This is a genomic window from Microcoleus sp. SVA1B4 (assembly GCF_036700545.1).
In the GTDB taxonomy this organism is placed as follows: Bacteria; Cyanobacteriota; Cyanobacteriia; order Cyanobacteriales; family Microcoleaceae; genus Microcoleus.
Genome location: NZ_JAUBPB010000104.1, coordinates 1 through 16,986, shown reverse-complemented (window position 1 = coordinate 16,986; position 16,986 = coordinate 1). Strand labels below are relative to the sequence as shown.

The 16,986-nt window shown below is 45.0% G+C and carries 15 protein-coding genes; 10 read left to right on the top strand and 5 right to left on the bottom strand.

Going from position 1 to position 16,986, the window contains the following annotated elements:
• Positions 1-17: 17 nt before the first annotated feature.
• The 5 genes from QT987_RS28155 to QT987_RS28135 all read left to right on the top strand — a co-directional run bounded on the left by QT987_RS28155 (position 18) and on the right by QT987_RS28135 (position 6,932).
• On the top strand, positions 18-254 hold the full coding sequence (locus QT987_RS28155; RefSeq protein ID WP_445299737.1) for a zinc ribbon domain-containing protein: 237 nt from the start codon (positions 18-20) through the stop codon (positions 252-254).
• Between the two features lie 149 nt (positions 255-403).
• On the top strand, positions 404-3,550 hold the full coding sequence (polA, locus tag QT987_RS28150; protein WP_333246659.1) for a DNA polymerase I: 3,147 nt from the start codon (positions 404-406) through the stop codon (positions 3,548-3,550).
• A gap of 11 nt (positions 3,551-3,561) precedes the next feature.
• Positions 3,562-4,128 (top strand): thermonuclease family protein, encoded by a 567-nt coding sequence (locus QT987_RS28145; RefSeq protein WP_333246657.1) that lies wholly within the window; start codon positions 3,562-3,564, stop codon positions 4,126-4,128.
• Positions 4,129-4,343: 215 nt separating this feature from the next.
• Complete coding sequence (locus tag QT987_RS28140) at positions 4,344-4,865, top strand: hypothetical protein (RefSeq protein WP_333052775.1); 522 nt, start codon at positions 4,344-4,346, stop codon at positions 4,863-4,865.
• 351 nt (positions 4,866-5,216) lie between these two features.
• Entirely contained in the window at positions 5,217-6,932 is a 1,716-nt protein-coding gene (locus tag QT987_RS28135; protein WP_333246655.1) for an ATP-binding protein, read from the top strand.
• A gap of 752 nt (positions 6,933-7,684) precedes the next feature.
• Here QT987_RS28135 and QT987_RS28130 read toward each other — a convergent pair.
• A complete protein-coding gene (locus tag QT987_RS28130) occupies positions 7,685-8,377 on the bottom strand; it encodes a DUF2259 domain-containing protein (protein WP_333246653.1) in 693 nt (230 codons plus the stop codon).
• A 541-nt stretch (positions 8,378-8,918) separates the two neighbouring features.
• Here QT987_RS28130 and clpB point away from each other — a divergent pair.
• Complete coding sequence (gene clpB, locus QT987_RS28125; protein ID WP_333246651.1) at positions 8,919-11,534, top strand: ATP-dependent chaperone ClpB; 2,616 nt, start codon at positions 8,919-8,921, stop codon at positions 11,532-11,534.
• Positions 11,535-11,631: 97 nt separating this feature from the next.
• Here the strand turns inward: clpB and QT987_RS28120 are convergent, their stop codons facing one another.
• Both QT987_RS28120 and QT987_RS28115 read right to left on the bottom strand, forming a co-directional pair.
• Entirely contained in the window at positions 11,632-11,808 is a 177-nt protein-coding gene (locus QT987_RS28120; RefSeq protein WP_071883997.1) for a ribbon-helix-helix domain-containing protein, read from the bottom strand.
• A 69-nt stretch (positions 11,809-11,877) separates the two neighbouring features.
• A complete protein-coding gene (locus QT987_RS28115; protein WP_193973468.1) occupies positions 11,878-12,057 on the bottom strand; it encodes a ribbon-helix-helix domain-containing protein in 180 nt (59 codons plus the stop codon).
• Positions 12,058-12,265: 208 nt separating this feature from the next.
• Here QT987_RS28115 and QT987_RS28110 point away from each other — a divergent pair, with 208 nt between their 5' ends.
• The 3 genes from QT987_RS28110 (at position 12,266) to QT987_RS28100 (ending at position 14,034) form a co-directional block, all read left to right on the top strand.
• The gene (locus QT987_RS28110) at positions 12,266-12,496 is read left to right on the top strand and encodes a hypothetical protein (protein ID WP_333246648.1); all 231 of its coding nucleotides are present in this window, start codon (positions 12,266-12,268) and stop codon (positions 12,494-12,496) included.
• Between the two features lie 203 nt (positions 12,497-12,699).
• On the top strand, positions 12,700-13,233 hold the full coding sequence (locus QT987_RS28105; RefSeq protein WP_333246646.1) for a DUF262 domain-containing protein: 534 nt from the start codon (positions 12,700-12,702) through the stop codon (positions 13,231-13,233).
• A 108-nt stretch (positions 13,234-13,341) separates the two neighbouring features.
• Positions 13,342-14,034, top strand: coding sequence for an MAE_28990/MAE_18760 family HEPN-like nuclease (locus QT987_RS28100; RefSeq protein WP_333246644.1), 693 nt, complete (start codon positions 13,342-13,344; stop codon positions 14,032-14,034).
• 91 nt (positions 14,035-14,125) lie between these two features.
• Here the strand turns inward: QT987_RS28100 and QT987_RS28095 are convergent, their stop codons facing one another.
• On the bottom strand, positions 14,126-14,788 hold the full coding sequence (locus QT987_RS28095) for a hypothetical protein (protein WP_333246642.1): 663 nt from the start codon (positions 14,786-14,788) through the stop codon (positions 14,126-14,128).
• Positions 14,789-15,033: 245 nt separating this feature from the next.
• Positions 15,034-16,059: a YihY/virulence factor BrkB family protein gene (locus QT987_RS28090; RefSeq protein ID WP_333246640.1), complete on the bottom strand. Its 1,026-nt coding sequence runs from the start codon at positions 16,057-16,059 to the stop codon at positions 15,034-15,036.
• A 129-nt stretch (positions 16,060-16,188) separates the two neighbouring features.
• On the opposite strand from QT987_RS28090, the gene QT987_RS28085 reads away from it, so the two are divergent.
• Positions 16,189-16,821 carry a hypothetical protein gene (locus QT987_RS28085; RefSeq protein WP_333246639.1) on the top strand — a complete coding sequence of 211 codons (633 nt, stop codon included), beginning with the start codon at positions 16,189-16,191 and terminating at the stop codon, positions 16,819-16,821.
• Positions 16,822-16,986: the final 165 nt, after the last annotated feature.

Below are 16,986 nucleotides of genomic sequence, written 5' to 3'. Positions count from 1 at the left end.
CTAATTGCTATTACCAGATTGATAAGTTACCGCTTGATGTTAGGGAGTGGACTTGTCCTAATTGCGGTACTCGTCATGACCGTGATGGTAACGCCGCAACAAACATTAGAGCGGAAGGCATCAGGATACTACAGACGGATGGAACAGCCGTTTTTGCTAACGGAGGGGAAGTAAGACCAAAGATTGGACGCAAGGCTGTTCTGAGGCATTCCTCTGTGATGTTAGAAGCCCACACTATAATCGTTTCGATTTAGTGTGGGTAGTTCACCATCTTCTACTATTCTCAGCCAAGCTGCACAGTAAGCCGAGATCCGATCGAGTGTCCAGCGTCCTCAAGTCTGCGGGCCATCCCTAGGGTCGATCAATGCAGGCGGACAACTGAGTACAATGAGAAAATCCTTTCGTGCGATCGGTATTTGTGTCTGTGTCGGCAAATCAAGCTCCCATCTTCATCTTAGTTGACGGCCACTCCCTGGCCTTTCGCTCCTACTTCGCCTTCGCCAAAAGTCGAGACGGAGGCTTGCGAACTACGACAGGCATTCCCACCAGCGTCTGTTTTGGCTTTCTCAAGTCGCTGCTGGAAGTTATGGCGGCCCACGACCCCCAGTACATGGCGATCGCCTTTGACCTCGCCACACCCACATTTCGCCACGAAGCAGACGAAACTTACAAAGCCGGTCGTGCGGAAACTCCCGAAGATTTTATTCCCGATATCAAAAACCTGCAAGAACTCCTCAGCTATTTGAATTTACCTGCAATAACTGCTCCGGGCTACGAGGCCGACGATGTTTTGGGAACTTTGGCAAACAAAGCCAGCGCGGCGGGTTATCAGGTCAAAATCCTCACGGGCGATCGAGATTTGTTTCAATTAGTAGATACCGAAAAACAAATCAGCGTATTATATTTGAGTACCGATGAGCTCAGGCGATCGGGCAAAGGCAAATCCCAAGAATACGGCCCGGAAGCAGTCAAAGAAAAACTCGGTATTTTGCCCGAACAAGTAATAGATTACAAAGCCTTGTGCGGCGACAAATCCGACAACATCCCCGGAGTGAAAGGCATCGGCGACAAAACCGCCCTGCAATTGCTGGAAGCTTACAATTCCCTTGATGGAATTTATGCAGCCATCGATGAGATTAAAGGAGCAACTAAGAAAAAGCTAGAAGAAGGCAAAGAAGCTGCTTACCATTCTCAACGCATGGCGACAATTGTCCAAGACGTGCCATTAGAAATCAACTTAGAGGATTGCCAGCTTATAGGTTTTGACGAATCAGCCTTGATTCCCATGCTGGAAAAGTTGGAATTTAAAACATTTTTAAGCAAAGTTAAACAAATTCAAAAGCGCTTCGGCGGCGTAGAAGAAAAGGAAAAACCACAAGAAGAATCCTCGTTCCCCGGCTCTGCCCGGGAACGCATATCCAGAGGCTCTGCCTCGTCGAAAAACACCCTAGAACAGCCATTGGGGGGTGTAGAAAAGCCCTTGGAGGGTGTAGAAAAGCCCTTGGAACAGGGCGGGCAAGATGCCCACCCCACAATCAATTCCTCCGAAGATGAAGCATTAGCTTTCTACAGTTTGGCAGAAACCAAAGCCGCCCAGCAGGAAAACAAACTGCCAATTAAACCCCGAATAATTCAAACAACCGAACAGTTAAACGAATTAGTCCAACTGCTGCAAACCTTCACCGACAAAGCCTCACCCGTGGCGTGGGATACCGAAACCACCGCCATCGAACCGCGAGACGCCGAATTAGTCGGAATTGGCTGCTGTTGGGGAACCGGCGAACAAGATGTAGCTTACATTCCCACCGGACACAAAACGGGCAAAAACTTGGACAAAGCCACAGTTTTAAATGCTTTGCGTCCGATTTTGGAAAGCGAGAATTATCCCAAGGCGCTGCAAAATGCTAAGTTTGATCGATCGATCCTGCGCTGTCAAGGAATCAAACTAGCCGGAGTCGTCTTCGACACCATGCTAGCCAGTTACGTACTCAATCCCGAAACCAGCCACAGCCTCAGCGAACTGTCAAAGAAATACTTAGGAATTGTCGCCAAAAGTTACAATGAATTAGTATCGAAAAACCAAACAATTGCTGACATCAGTATTCGAGAAGTAGCCGACTACTGCGGCATGGATGTTTACACTACATTTCACTTAGTTGGGGAACTCAAAGCAAAATTGAAGGAAGATGATAGAACTAGCTTTCCCGGAAAAACTTTGGAGGGGTTATTGCTGGAAGTAGAACAGCCCCTAGAACCAGTTTTAGCAGAAATGGAATATTGCGGAATTCGCATTGATTCAGCATATCTGCAAGAACTATCGCAACAGCTAGAAAAGAGCTTAAAAGAAATAGAAGAAAAAACTTATCAAGCAGCCGGGAGAAAGTTTAATTTAGGTTCCCCGAAACAACTCAGCGAAATCTTGTTAGAAAAAATCCCGGATGAGTTTCAGAAAAAGTCTCGCAAAACTAAGACAGGATACTCTACAGACGCCGCTGTATTGGATAAATTGCAAGGAGACCACCCGATTGTAGACGATTTATTAGAACACCGAACATTATCCAAGTTGAAATCAACTTATGTCGATGCTTTGCCGCAGTTAGTGCGTGCAGATACCGGGCGAGTGCATACAGATTTCAACCAAACTGCAACTGGTACGGGAAGGCTTTCTTCTTCCAATCCCAATTTACAAAATATTCCCATCCGCACCGAGTTTTCGCGGCAAATTCGCAAAGCTTTTTTACCCGAAGAAGGTTGGCTGATGGTGTCGGCTGACTATTCTCAAATCGAACTGCGAATTTTGGCTCATTTGAGTCAAGAACCTGTTTTAATCGAAGCTTACCAAAACAATCGAGACGTGCATACCGTGACGGCTCAACTGTTGTTTGAAAAGGAAGAAATAACTCCCGACGAGCGCAGGTTTGGCAAGACGATTAATTTTGGGGTAGTTTACGGTATGGGGGCGATTAAGTTTGGCAAATCGATGGGTAAAAGCGCAGCAGATGGCAAAGAGTTTATTAAGCGATTTAACGAGCGTTACAGTAAAGTTTTTGAATATTTGGAGAAAGTAAAAAAAGAGGCGATCGCCCTCGGATACGTTACCACAATTTTAGGCCGCCGCCGTTACTTAAACTTCGAGAGCGAAAGCCTCCGCGACTTAAAAGGCCGCAATCCCCAAGACATTCACTCCGATCGACTTAAATCTCTCAGCAGAGATGATGCCCAATCTTTGCGGGCCGCAGCCAACGCTCCCATTCAAGGCTCCAGTGCTGATATCATTAAACTTGCCATGATTGAGGTACACAAAATTTTGCAAAACTATCAGGCGCGGCTGCTGCTGCAAGTTCACGATGAATTAATCTTTGAAGTCCCTCCCGATGAATGGGAAGAATTGCAACCAAAAATTAGAAGTGCGATGGAAAGTGCTCCGACAATTATAAGTGCGATGGAAAATGCTCTGCCGAAAAATACAAGTGCGATGGAAAATGCGCCAGGTATGGTACCGCTGATAGTTGACATCCACGCTGGGCAAAATTGGATGGAAACTAAATAAAACACAGAAATATGAGCCAACTTAAAATCGCCATTTTCCCCAAAATAAAAACCTTAAGTGCAGTTGCTATGCTATTGCTACTATTTGGTTGTCCGCAAAAGTTTGCACCGAATAACTATGCTGTCAAGCGAGTCAGCGACGGCGACACCCTTGTCGCCAGCGATGCCGCCGGCAAAGATATCAAAGTGCGTTTTGCCTGCATAGATGCACCGGAAGTCGCGCACACCAATGCTGAAAAAAATAGCAAAGCAGCAGCAAAAAAAAATCAGTTTAAGTGGGGAAATCTAGCGCACCAAAGAATGCAGCAGCTTGTCAATCAAGGGGGCGGTCGCGTTGTTTTGACCGTCACCGATACTGACCGCTACGGCCGCAAAGTTAGCGAAGTTCGCTTGCCAAATGGTACATTTGCCCAAGAAGTTTTGACCCGCGAAGGATTAGCAATGGTTTACCGTCCTTACTTGAAAAACTGTCCGAGTGCAAGTATTCTGGAACAAGCGGAAGCCGAAGCTAAGAAAAATCGCCGCGGCGTTTGGGGAGATTCTAAATTTGTTCCCGCGTGGGATTTTCGCAAGAAATGATTGAGTCATTGGTTATTGGTTATTGGTGGTTGACAGTTGACTGTTAACTGTTACCAGTTCTCCATGCCCCATGCCCCACGCCCAATTCTCCATGCCCTATGCCCTATGCCCAATTCCCAATTCCCCAACAAATGTGATAGGCTCCAGATAAACTAATAGACTGCTGACAAAAGCGGTCTATTGCAATCACCCAAAATTAACTTTACCGGACATCAATGAATATCAAACATCTGGTTATTTCCGGCATGGCCCTGCTCCTCGGTACTACAATCGTAGGAAATGCTATTGCTCAAGGACTGACGGACGACCAAAAAACGGTTGTTTGTCGCTTGAAAACTGAATTTGATCAGCGGAAAGGCAACGGTCAAAAATTAGTATTTGTGCCGTTGCTGGGCCAAGTTCGCAAGCAAGTTTCATCTCCTTTTAGAGCCACGCTGCATCCTAATGTGGAGTATGTTTTTGTTGCCACTTGCGACGGAAATTGCCAGGATTTAAACTTATCTCTCAAGGATGCAAGCGGTCAGGAAGTCGCTGTGAGTCAAAAAACAGGGGAACTGGCGTCAATCTCTTTTACTCCCCCATCCCAAGGCGAATATCAAATCAGTGCTAAGCCTGGGGAATGCACGACGGCAGAGGGTTGCAGTTACGGCCTGGGAATCTTCGTTCCAGCAAGTGCTAGCGTACCTAATGCTTCAAGAATTCCTGCTGAGATAGCACAATTTCGACTTTGCCAGTAGGGGAACAAGGATAGAGTTGTAGGTTGCCAGGAGAGTAGAGTTTTTAATCAGAAATCTAACTCATAACTTGCAACTTATAACTCGCAACTTATCTCGCAACCACGCCCGACGGTGAGTAGGTTCTTAATCACTCAAACCCTCCCTTTGATTGTTTCTTCCTTCTTTCTTCTTCCTTCTGCTATAATTTGTTACGCATAACTCATCCAAACTGTCAAGCCGATCGAGCTGTGGAACCCTGCAAAGACCCCATAACTGCCGAAAGCTGGCTTGAAGCCAGAACTTTATTTACCCTCAGACAGGCATCAATTAGAATATAGATGGTGCCTCTCAAAGGTGACGAGTACATTGCCCATGTCTTTAACCTTAGCTTTGAAAAATCAACTGCAGAACCGTCCTCAAATAGGGTTGAAAAGTCTGTTGGGCCGCTTGGGTATCAGGCAGAAAATCGGCTGCGGATACGCATTGGTCATTGGTATTGCCGTTTTGGGTGCTGTGGCGGGACGGGGAGTAGAATCCTATCACAAACAGCAAGTTAGAGAAAAACTAGCGATCGACCGAGACAAAGCGGAAATCTTAACAAATCTCAATCACACGGTGCAGGAAGTCAGAATTCAGCAGCAAGAGCTCGCGAGTCTGACGGCCAAACCGCAAATTTTCGATCGCGAACGATCGGAATTCCTGACTCGCGTTGCTCAGATGAGCGGCATCCTCGAACAACTGCAAACCCCGTCGCCGACGAAGAATCCCGATATTGCCAAAGACTACCAACAGCTTCAACAGTTCGCTCAAGCCAACGGCAAAACCGTAGAATCATACTTTCAACAAGTACAAAAATTGTTGGCTACTGCGAAATTATCTGCTTTGAATCCGCAACAGCAGCAGGCTTTCGGGCGGAATTTGAACAATTTTGTGGCTGGCGAAACTGCTTTGAAACTCAAACAGTTTTCCGAGGATTCAGCCCAACTGGCCGTCAACTTTCGCGAGAAAGCAGACGAGGCATTTAGAACCTACCAGGAAGCAGAAAAACTTGGAACTCTGATTCTGGTTTGCTCTCTAGCAGTATCCGCTGGTCTGGCAGCCGTACTTGCAGCATACACCAGCCGGGCGATCGCCCGCCCCTTAGAAGCCACCACCCTCATCGCTCAGCGAGTTACCGAAGAATCTAACTTTGATTTGCAAGTACCCGTCACTACTTCCGACGAAGTGGGAATGCTAGCAATTTCCCTCAACGAACTAATCCAAAGAGTAGCAGAATACACAGAAGAATTGCACGAAGCAAAAGTAGCCGCCGAAGCTGCCAACCGCTCGAAAAGTGCATTTCTCGCCAACATGAGCCACGAACTACGCACCCCCCTCAACGCCATCATTAACTACAGCGAAATGCTGCAAGAAGATGCTCAAGATTCCGGTTCAGAAGACTTTCTCCCGGACTTAGAAAAAATTCAAACCGCAGGCAAACACCTGCTGGATATGATTAGCGACATCCTCGACATTTCCAAAATAGAAGCAGGTCACGTCACCCTTTATTTGGAAAACTTCGACGTGGCGACCATGATTGAAGAAGTGATGACTACTGCTCAACCGCTAGTAGAAAAAAAAGGCAATTCTTTAGCACTGAAAACCAAAGGCGAACTCGGTACAATGTACGCCGACCAACCGAAAGTGCGGCAAATTCTCCTTAATTTGCTCAGCAATGCTGCCAAGTTTACCGAAAAAGGCGTCATTACTATCGGCGTCGAAAGAATGAAAATAGAAAAATCAAGACCGACCAAACAAAATAAAAATAATGATATTCACTCTGGTTCAAACTACACTTCTCAAGTTTTAATGTTTCGAGTCAGCGACACCGGCATCGGCATGACAAACGAGCAATTAGAGCAGATATTTAAACCTTTTACCCAAGCTGATGCTTCGACTACCCGCAAGTATGGAGGGACGGGTTTGGGATTGACAATTAGCCAGCGTTTGTGTCAAATTCTCGGAGGCGAAATTAGCGTTGAAAGCGAGGACGGGAAAGGTTCAACTTTTATTGTCAGTCTCCCGGAACGGGTTGTGATGCAGGCATGAAGTCAATCGATTTTAGATTTTAGATTTTAGATTTTAGATTGGAGATTTTAGATTGGAGATTTTAGATTAAAGAATTTAAGCATTGAAGCATTGAAGCATTGACCAAGACTTTCAAAGGTGGTACCCGCCACGTGATTTATCCGTGGAATCAATCCAAAATCGAAAATCGAAAATCCTTGCGTCCCCCGAATTTATCCCTGGGGTCAATCCAAAATCTAAAATCTAAAATCTAAAATCGAATGATCCCACGGATCAATTCGGGGGGCAAGTTTCTCGGATACAGGTTTTTTATTTCTGGGTCCTGAGTCTGCGAAGGAATGAATCCGGGGGCTTGTATCCTGGATGCTTTCGGTGAGGCAAGATATGGATTTGGACGCGGATACACGGATTAATTATTGAGCATTTGTCATATCATGTCCGGTCAATTAACCATAATTCCTGTAGGGGCGGGTTCGCCAAGATATTGAATAGAAACGGGAAAATCTGTAAACCCGCCCCGGCATTTAATCGCGCTCAATCATCGGACATGATATCAATAGTCAGGAGGCAGATATTCCAGGAAAAAGAAAGAGGGAGGAAGGAAGAGGAAAATTTTAAAATGTATTGATATATCAATTATCACAATAAAGAATAATTAACAACCCGGACTAACGCACAGACTCTATCTGTAGGTGCGCCGTGTGCACCTTACATATAGGGGTTCTGCGTAAGTTTTGATAATTCCCAGGTCAAAACCTGGGAATATAGCAAGCCTAAAGAAGAAAGCCTTGTACAACAGTAGTTTTCAAGACTCCTTCAAAAGTGCGTTCTGTCTTGTCCAGCAGCACAACGACATTGCGCCGATTCGGAGACAAACGAACTTCTCGGATTGAATAAGAGAACACCCAATCTTGAAAATTGTTCAGCGTTCCGAGGACACGCTGCCGACCGTTATGATTAATTACAAGACGCATGGCGGCGCTTTCTCTGCCAGCAGAAGCATTTTTTTGCCGCTGTTCTAGGCGAATTTGTAAAGGCTTTGCTGTATTGACTCTGACGGCGACTGTCTCGCTTCCATTGGCTCCGGGAGTACGAGAAATAATGTTCAGTTTAGTTCCAGCTTGAGGAGGAGTTAACTTCAAAGTTTGCCTGCTATTCCAAGTTTTTTTAAGCAAGTCATCTTCTGCCATTTTAGTGCTTTTATTCGAGTCTGGTTCGCCATATTTAGTTTCGATACACCCATTTCTGATGCAGGAATTTGCAGCAACTTGGACAATTTGCAATTCTGCTTTGGGAATTCCCGCTCCAGTATCTCTGGAACTTTCTAGATACAAGTAGTAATTGCTGTCGGCGGAAAAACCCGACATCCGGTGTGCGGCACGCCAGGTACTTGCCAAAGCTTCAGGGGCTAGTGCGATCGCGGCACTTGCTATAATTCCTAACGAAATTAAAGGTAAAATTTTCATAGCTATCTTTTCCATGTGTGAGAGTTATAGCGGCTGTTATTGATGAGTAAAACAATAACGCTTCGGGTTTCGCTATAGGACTGTGACGGTTCTCAAGTCCTCTCTCCTATTTACATGAGTGTTTCTGCATTTTCCGTAGCAGGAGACTGTTTAAGAATGTGCCGTTTTTTCAAGTGGCACTAAAAACATTTTTAATGTGAGAGTGGGTCTTATCTCACATCTTGCACTATTCTCAAGAACAGGCAAGATGCCTGTTCCACAAAGAGTGAATTTTATTCTTGTGGAACAGGCATCTTGCCTGTTCATAAAAAGCTTATTGACAATGGTGCAACATCTCAGTTTTATCCAAGAGTCCAACTTTTAGGCGCAAAAGTTTGCTTTTCCTTGCGAGGGACTGCAACCAAGGACGGAAATACCTATCTCAAGATAGGGGAACACCGATCCGCCCCCCCTCTGCAACTCCCTACAATGACAATTGTACGGGCCATTAAGCAATTGCCTCTACAGCAATCATCATTTTTAATTCAGGGAATTAAAATTTATGCAACCGAATAATCCAAACCAATTTACAGAAAAAGCCTGGGAAGCCCTCGCGCGCACCCCCGAAATCGTCAAAGCAGGTCAGCAGCAGCAGCTAGAAAGCGAACATTTGATGAAAGCTTTGCTGGAACAAGAATCGGGACTCGCTAGCAGCTTGTTTAACAAAGCGGGAGTTTCTGTAGCAAAATTGCGCGATCGCACTGATGAGTTTATCAGTCGCCAGCCGAAAATCTCAGGAAGCGGCGGCAACGTTTATCTAGGTCGTTCTCTCGACACTTTGCTCGATCGCGCCGAAACTTATCGCAAAGACTACGGCGATGAATTTATATCGATCGAGCATTTGATACTAGGTTACGTTAACGACGATCGTTTCGGCAAAAATTTACTACAAGAATTTAAACTAGATGAAGCCAAGCTCAAAGATATCATTACCCAAGTCCGGGGGAAGAACAAAGTGACCGATCAAAATCCAGAAGGCAAATACGAAGCGCTGGAAAAATACGGCCGAGATTTGACTGAAGCCGCGCGTCAAGGCAAACTCGATCCGGTAATCGGACGGGATGACGAAATCCGCCGCACGATTCAAATTTTGAGCCGTCGCACCAAAAATAACCCGGTATTGATTGGGGAACCGGGAGTCGGCAAAACTGCGATCGCCGAAGGACTCGCCCAGCGAATTATCACCGGAGATGTGCCGCAATCTCTCAAAGACAGACAATTAATTAGCTTAGATATGGGCGCATTAATTGCCGGGGCAAAATTCCGGGGAGAATTTGAAGAACGCTTGAAAGCGGTGCTCAAAGAAGTGATGGACAGCAACGGCAAAGTCATCTTATTTATCGATGAAATTCACACCGTTGTCGGTGCCGGCGCAACTCAAGGCTCGATGGATGCCGGTAACTTACTTAAACCCATGTTAGCGAGGGGAGAATTGCGCTGTATCGGTGCAACAACTCTCGACGAATACCGCAAGTACCTCGAAAAAGATGCTGCATTAGAACGTCGCTTCCAGCAAGTTTATGTTGACCAACCGACAGTTGAAGATACTGTCTCGATTTTGCGGGGCTTGAAAGAACGGTACGAAGTTCACCACGGCGTTAAAATTTCTGACAGCGCCCTAGTGGCGGCGGCTACTTTGTCTACTCGATATATTAGCGATCGCTTCCTTCCAGACAAAGCCATTGACTTAGTGGACGAAGCAGCGGCTAAACTCAAAATGGAGATTACCTCCAAGCCGGAAGAACTAGACGAAATCGACCGCAGGATTTTGCAGCTAGAAATGGAAAGACTGTCGCTGCAAAAAGAAAGCAATGCGGCTTCGATAGAACGCTTGGAAAGACTGGAAAAAGACTTAGCGAACCTCAAGGAACAGCAAAGCGCTTTGAATGCCCAGTGGCAATCGGAAAAAGGTGTCATCGGCAGCATTCAAAAGATTAAAGAACAGATTGATAAGGTGAATATTGAAATTCAGCAAGCTGAATTAAAATATGACTTGAACCGTGCTGCTGAGTTGAAATATAGCAAGTTAACCGAATTGCAAAAACAACTGCAAGAAGCAGAAGCTCAACTGTCAGCAACTCAAACCACAGGCAAAACTTTGCTGCGGGAAGAAGTTACAGAAGGTGACATTGCCGAGATTATTTCCAAGTGGACGGGAATTCCGATCAGCAAGTTGGTTGAATCGGAAATGCAAAAACTTCTGCACTTGGAAGATGAACTGCACAAGCGGGTAATTGGACAGGATGAAGCGGTGACGGCTGTTGCAGATGCAATTCAGCGATCGCGCGCAGGTTTAGCCGACCCAAATCGTCCGGTTGCGAGTTTTATCTTCCTCGGCCCCACGGGTGTTGGCAAAACTGAGTTGGCGAAAGCATTAGCGTCTTATCTGTTCGACACGGAAGAAGCGATCGTGCGAATTGATATGTCGGAATACATGGAGAAACACGCAGTTTCGCGGTTAATTGGTGCGCCTCCGGGATACGTTGGCTACGATGAAGGTGGACAATTAACTGAGGCTGTGCGCCGCCGTCCTTACTCAGTGATTCTATTCGATGAAATCGAGAAAGCGCACCCGGATGTCTTCAACATCATGCTGCAAATTCTGGATGACGGCCGCGTTACCGATGCTCAAGGTCACACGGTAGACTTTAAGAATTCTGTGATTATTATGACATCGAATGTCGGCTCTCAATACATCTTAGATGTGGCGGGAGATAACGAACAAATGCGGAGTCGGGTGATGGAAGCGATGCGGGGAACTTTCCGCCCGGAATTCTTGAACCGGATTGATGAGATGATTATTTTCCACGGTTTGAGTAAGGCGGAATTGCGGCAGATTGTGCTGTTGCAAGTGAAGCGCTTGGAAAAACGGTTAGCCGATCGCAAAATGTCTCTGAAATTGTCGGAATCTGCGATCGATTTCTTAGCAGAAATTGGTTACGATCCGGTTTACGGTGCGCGGCCTCTGAAGCGGGGAATTCAACGCGAGTTGGAAACGCAAATGGCGAAGGGTATTTTGCGGGGAGATTTTGCTGACGGCGATACCATTTTTGTGGATATCGAGAATGAAAGGTTGGCGTTTAAGCGACTGCCGGCACAGTTGGTGACTGCGAAATAATTTGAGTAGGGTGGGCTGCGGCCCACCTTATTTTTTTGAGGCGATGGTTCTTTTTTTTACTGCGGATGAACGCGGATGGGATTGCGGGCGATCGTTCTTAAGGGCGATCGCTTTCTGATTTATCTTTTTTCTGTTCTTGACGTTCTCTGACTGCTTTAGCTGCCACATGGGAAAGCAGGTTTGCGAGCGTTCTATCTTCCTCTTCGGCCCATTCGGACAAGGCTTGATGAACGTCTTCTGGAAGTGTAACTGTGACTCGCATTCGTGAAGGCATGGGCTGGCATGGTTTTACTTCAATTGTCTTCAATCTTACACTCCAACACCTTTCAGTATCGCGCCGTCTTCAACTCGGGCGATCGCTCCGGGATTCGTCCTTTTTCTGCTCTTGGCGCTCTCTAACAGATTTCGTCAGCAGGTAAGTTGTCAAACTGCTAACGGATCTGCTTTCTTCTTCTGCCCATTCTTCCAGAGCTTTTTGAATTTCCTCTGGTAGGTATGCGGTAACTCTTCCCCGTGAAGCCATTCGTTGCACTGCAAAACATCTCAACACAGTCCATCTTACGCTGTTTTGAGTTAAGACCGATAAAAATATTTCATTTTAAGTTATTTTAACTCATTGTACGTCATTATGTGTTATAATACGACCTGTAAACAGTCAAAAGCCAGCCCCTTACTGTCCAAGGTTCCGGGCTGGCTCTGGCTCCAACAATTCACTGGAGACGGATTCTATTATGACGTACAAACAACGCTTGTGCTGTTGGGCGATCGCCCGTTTGTTACCCTCTGAGCAATGGATAATTGTTGCGCGCTTCCGCAGTCGTTCAGATGCAGACGGGCATTTTCAGTTTTTGCGACAAACTATACCTCACGTTAAGTTTGAGGTTGTGTTCGATTCCAGTGGGGACAGTCACCGTTTATCGGCGTTGGGCCGCCCTTCCAATCCCGTCACCAGCGCGTTATAAATGGTAATTTTCGCGGCGGTTTCAGTTAATTAAACATGGGCGATCGCACTTTTTTTGATAAGTGCGATCGTCCGTACCCTTTCAGCCAAATCAGAATTTATACTGGGGTGGCCTCAAGACTAAAATTCTCCGAACAGGAATTTATCAACCTTGGGCTGTGGTAAAATTATCGTATCCACAACACTTTCTCGTTACTTAAAAATATGCGATCGAAACTCGAAGAAATTACGCTTCAAGACAGAAATGCTGCTGAAATGGAAATTCGCGACAAGCAGAAGCAAATTAATTACGATACGAGAGACTATCCCCTCGAAATACTTGTTCAAAAATATATGGAAGGAATTAACGATGATACTAATAAGTTGTTTATTCCCGACTACCAACGCGAACTTGTTTGGGATGAAGCAAGGCAATCAAAGTTTATCGAATCGGTAATTTGGGGGCTGCCAATACCTTCTATATTCGTTGTTGATATCGGCCATGATGAAAATGATGAACCACGTTTAGAGATCGTATACGGTGCACAACGCATTCTTACCCTAACTAGATTTGTTAACAACGAATTAACCTTAATTGGACTCCAAAAAATAGAGCAGTTAAATGGATTTAAGTTTAGTGATTTACTCATGCCTCGCCAGAGGAACTTCAACCGAAAGACAGTTCGGACTATCCAATTAACTGAAGCTGCGAATGAGGAAGTCCGAAGAGATTTATTTGAACGGATACAATCCTTTTAATGGCAATGTAAATTCATTTTACCTACTGTACAAAACCCGAGGCAACCCGTTTAATAAATGTAGTGGCGCGTATTGAATATTTCCGCAATTAACTGCCATGTCACACTCATGAATACTGTATTTTTAGACTTTAATACACGCGCCAAAGAGGTGAACGATTACTTCATTTTTTTGGAAAGCTTGGAAAAACAGACAACGAAGTTAGCTTTATTCGATACTCGTGGCAAATACCAAATTCAAAGCCTCGATCCAGAGTTAGCAAAAACTCTCAAAGCTAATGCTTTTTTGTTGCTGTATAATTTAGTTGAATCCACTATGCGAAATGCGATTGAAGCCATATTTGAGGAGTTTAAAAATAAATCCATCTCCTTTGACCAACTCCAACCTGAAATTAAACTGATCGTCCTCCAAAATCTTAAAAATCGTTCTCCTAAGAAAATTTATTTAACAATTAATCAACTCTCTACTGATATCATCACAGCTACATTTGAACGTGAAGAACTGTTTTCGGGGAATGTGGATGCTAGGTTAATTAAAGAAATAGCAGACAAATACGGTTTTTCATATCAAACAGACTTTGCTAAGACAAAAAACGGGCAAAATCTTGTAGTGATTAAAAGTAATAGAAATGACTTAGCGCACGGCATTAAGTCTTTTGAGGAAGTTGGGCGAGATAAGACAATTAAGCAACTATTAGAAATGAAGGAAGAAGTCGTAGAGTATTTGACGCAAATACTGGAAAATATCAGAGATTATCTTGACAATGAAGAGTATTTGGAACTAACTACAGGTAATCCTTAATTTTAGGCTAAGAAACCGGGTTTCTCGGATGATTTAGGTAGGGTGGCGAGATATCTCGGAAGAAACCCGGTTTCTGGGAATGATGTGAAGGCTACTTCCGCACCATCACAGACTTAATTACAGCATTCGGCTGATACTTATTAGTCTGATAGAATCCCCCTTTACCAGCGCCATAAACTCCCGCAAATTGTTTCCCTTCAGCCTTGGGAACAAACATAATATTTCTAGTGGGTTGCTTGGCAAAAACCACATTTTCTCTCATTTCATTATCCACGTTATAAGATAAAGTAGCCTTGCCGTAAATTGCCTCAGCTTGTTTCAGAGTCATTCCTGGCCCGACGCCCTGAACTGTTTTATAATTAGAATTCTCAGTCATCAAAAGTTCAATGACATCGGTATCTTTTAGCTTTGTACCCGCAGCGTAGATAATCCGATATTGCACTTTTCCCGATCGACTGACAGCCACAGAATCAAAGTCTACCATAAAAGGAGACTGAACTTTAAACTGCGCTGTGGAACCCAGAGCCTTTTTCAATTGTCCGAAAGTCATCCCCACCTTCGCCGCTCCAATTGTGCGATCGGAAATTGTTAAACTTGCAGAAGGTGTTTTTTGAGCAGTTTTTGCCGTTTCGCCTAGCTTATTTGCACCCCCAGGCGCAACAGCGGAACCCGGAACCGAAATTAAGGTGAGGTAACTGCCGATCGCCAATAAAACAGCTATCATTGATCCAGACAAAACTTTAAGATTCAACATGACTAATTCTCCTAGATTTCAAATGCGACTATCTACCCGCATCTTTTTGACTATCCTGGGCCTCACCCTCCTAGTTTGGATTCTCAGAGGTGTTGGGATATTGACATTCATTCCCGGTGGTGTTATCTGGATACTAATTTTGTTGTCTTTTGTTGCGGGTATCCTCAGCACTTTACTCCGTCGGTAAGCCAGCATCCGGCAAATAAAAATTAACAATTAACAATTAACAATTAAAACTTAACAAATTATTTTAATTTTGATTGTTTGATAGCCTTTCCCACTGTTACATTTAACTGAGCGCCGATCAGCATCACCAAAGAAGAAAGATCGAGCCACAGCAGCAACACAATAAAAGTTCCGATCGTGCCGTAAGTCCAACTGTAATTGCCCAAGTGCAAAACATAAAACCGAAATAAAGCTGAAAATAGCGCCCACAAAATAGCAGCAAAAACAGCTCCCGACAAAATAGGAATATCTGGTTGACGGCGGCTAGGCCCGTAGCGGTAAACAAAAGCAAAAGCCAGTGATATAATTCCCAAAGAAATCGGCCACCGCCACAACCGCCAAACACCTAACAGTTGCGACTCCAAAGGGCAATTGTCGGCGAGTAGCAGGCAATTTTGGACATTTTTTAAATTGCAATTGGCGACGGACTCCAGCAGGCAACTCTGGCGGGCAATAGCTTGTACAATTAAGTCGCTGACAAAGACTACTCCCGATGCTAGAATTAACAGCACAATTGTACCGATACTCAGGGCCAGAGAAATAAGTTTTGCTTTCCAAAAGGGTCGAGTTCGATCGCTCGGGATGTCATGGATGCGATCGAGTGCAGCCATCGCCGCGCTCATTACTCCAGAAAATGCCCAAATCGCCCCAAGAAAGCTCACCGAAAACAGCCCTTTACTGCGAGTTAACAGAATTTCTTTGATTAAGCCACCAATCAACTTCCGCACGTCATCGGGTATAATTTCGCCCAAAAGACGGGCGATTTGATAAAGTGTTGACTGCAAAGGTTCAAAGAGGGCGATCGCAGATAAGATAGCCAACAGCCCCGGAAACAGCGCCAGCATGGAATTGTAGGCCATTTCCGCAGACAGCCCCGGCAAGCGCTGTTCTCCTGCCTTCGTGGCGACTTCCTTGAGCGTGCCCCAAGTCAAACACCGACAAAACAGCCAAAAACCCCAAAATTTCCGTTTGAGAGCTCGAAGCAGCCTCAAAAATGCCTTAAACAAAGCTAAAATCAGGTAGCGCAACCAGTAAAAAATGTTCATAGCGCACAGGCAATGGGGCGAAAGATGAGGTACACAAGTCGTTAATTAATTAAGCCATTATCAACTCGCAATTGCCAATTCCCAATTCCCAAATCTAAAATCTAAAATCTAAAATCTAAAATCAATATTATGGCTCAGGATGTCAGACAGTGGTTAGATGAAATCAAGCGGCTGCAACAGCAGTTAACAGAAGTTTCGCGCGATCGCGATGAGGCTGGTGAAAGTGCGGCTCAGTGGCGCCAACTGTACAATACTGAAGCCGAGCAGCGGCGGAATGATGCTAAATTAACTCAGCAAAGCATCGCTTCTCTGGAAGCACAAATAGAGCAATTACAAAATTTTTCCTCCATTATGCCTGAAGGCGACGATGCTGGAGTTGCTCGCCAGCAGGAAATCGCACAACTGCAAACAGTAGGCGAACTTAAAGCTAAGTTAGCAGAAGTTCTCGAAGAGCGCGATCGGGCGATCGAACAAGTTAAACAACTCACTCAAGCCCTCAAACAAGAAGAAGCCCGTCACGCCGAAACTAGCAAAAATTTAACTAGCGCCCTCGGAGATGCCGTTGACTTGCTCACGAAAGCCCAAAATCCTGCCCCTGCAAAAACGGAAACAGTATATTCTTTAGAAATAGTACCTACTCGCACTGCAAATCCTGGCGAAACTGCTCTGGAAATCCGCCAAACTTCCGCCCCAGGCAAAAATCCCGCCCAACTTCCACCTTCTAAAAATCAGTTACTCGATTTACCGCCCTTTGGGAATTAGGAGTTACAAATTAAGGAATTGTCGGCATGGCGACTCCCCTTATGATCGCGAATTAAATAACTTACAATTTTAATTGTTATTGTGGGATGGGCGTCCCGCCCGTGCGTTTTGGACGGGCGGGACGCCCAACCCACATTAAAGAGTTGAAGTTATTTAATTCTAAGT

Excerpts from the sequence above, each read along its gene's own strand:
- QT987_RS28095 (WP_333246642.1), bottom strand. The coding sequence starts at position 14,788 with ATGTTGAATCTTAAAGTTTTGTCTGGATCAATGATAGCTGTTTTATTG.
- QT987_RS28085 (WP_333246639.1), top strand. The coding sequence starts at position 16,189 with ATGGCTCAGGATGTCAGACAGTGGTTAGATGAAATCAAGCGGCTGCAA.
- QT987_RS28130 (WP_333246653.1), bottom strand. The coding sequence starts at position 8,377 with ATGAAAATTTTACCTTTAATTTCGTTAGGAATTATAGCAAGTGCCGCG.
- QT987_RS28135 (WP_333246655.1), top strand. The coding sequence starts at position 5,217 with ATGTCTTTAACCTTAGCTTTGAAAAATCAACTGCAGAACCGTCCTCAA.
- QT987_RS28105 (WP_333246646.1), top strand. The coding sequence starts at position 12,700 with ATGCGATCGAAACTCGAAGAAATTACGCTTCAAGACAGAAATGCTGCT.
- QT987_RS28110 (WP_333246648.1), top strand. The coding sequence starts at position 12,266 with ATGACGTACAAACAACGCTTGTGCTGTTGGGCGATCGCCCGTTTGTTA.
- clpB (WP_333246651.1), top strand. The coding sequence starts at position 8,919 with ATGCAACCGAATAATCCAAACCAATTTACAGAAAAAGCCTGGGAAGCC.
- QT987_RS28115 (WP_193973468.1), bottom strand. The coding sequence starts at position 12,057 with ATGGCTTCACGGGGAAGAGTTACCGCATACCTACCAGAGGAAATTCAA.
- QT987_RS28140 (WP_333052775.1), top strand. The coding sequence starts at position 4,344 with ATGAATATCAAACATCTGGTTATTTCCGGCATGGCCCTGCTCCTCGGT.
- QT987_RS28145 (WP_333246657.1), top strand. The coding sequence starts at position 3,562 with ATGAGCCAACTTAAAATCGCCATTTTCCCCAAAATAAAAACCTTAAGT.
- QT987_RS28090 (WP_333246640.1), bottom strand. The coding sequence starts at position 16,059 with ATGAACATTTTTTACTGGTTGCGCTACCTGATTTTAGCTTTGTTTAAG.
- QT987_RS28100 (WP_333246644.1), top strand. The coding sequence starts at position 13,342 with ATGAATACTGTATTTTTAGACTTTAATACACGCGCCAAAGAGGTGAAC.
- QT987_RS28120 (WP_071883997.1), bottom strand. The coding sequence starts at position 11,808 with ATGCCTTCACGAATGCGAGTCACAGTTACACTTCCAGAAGACGTTCAT.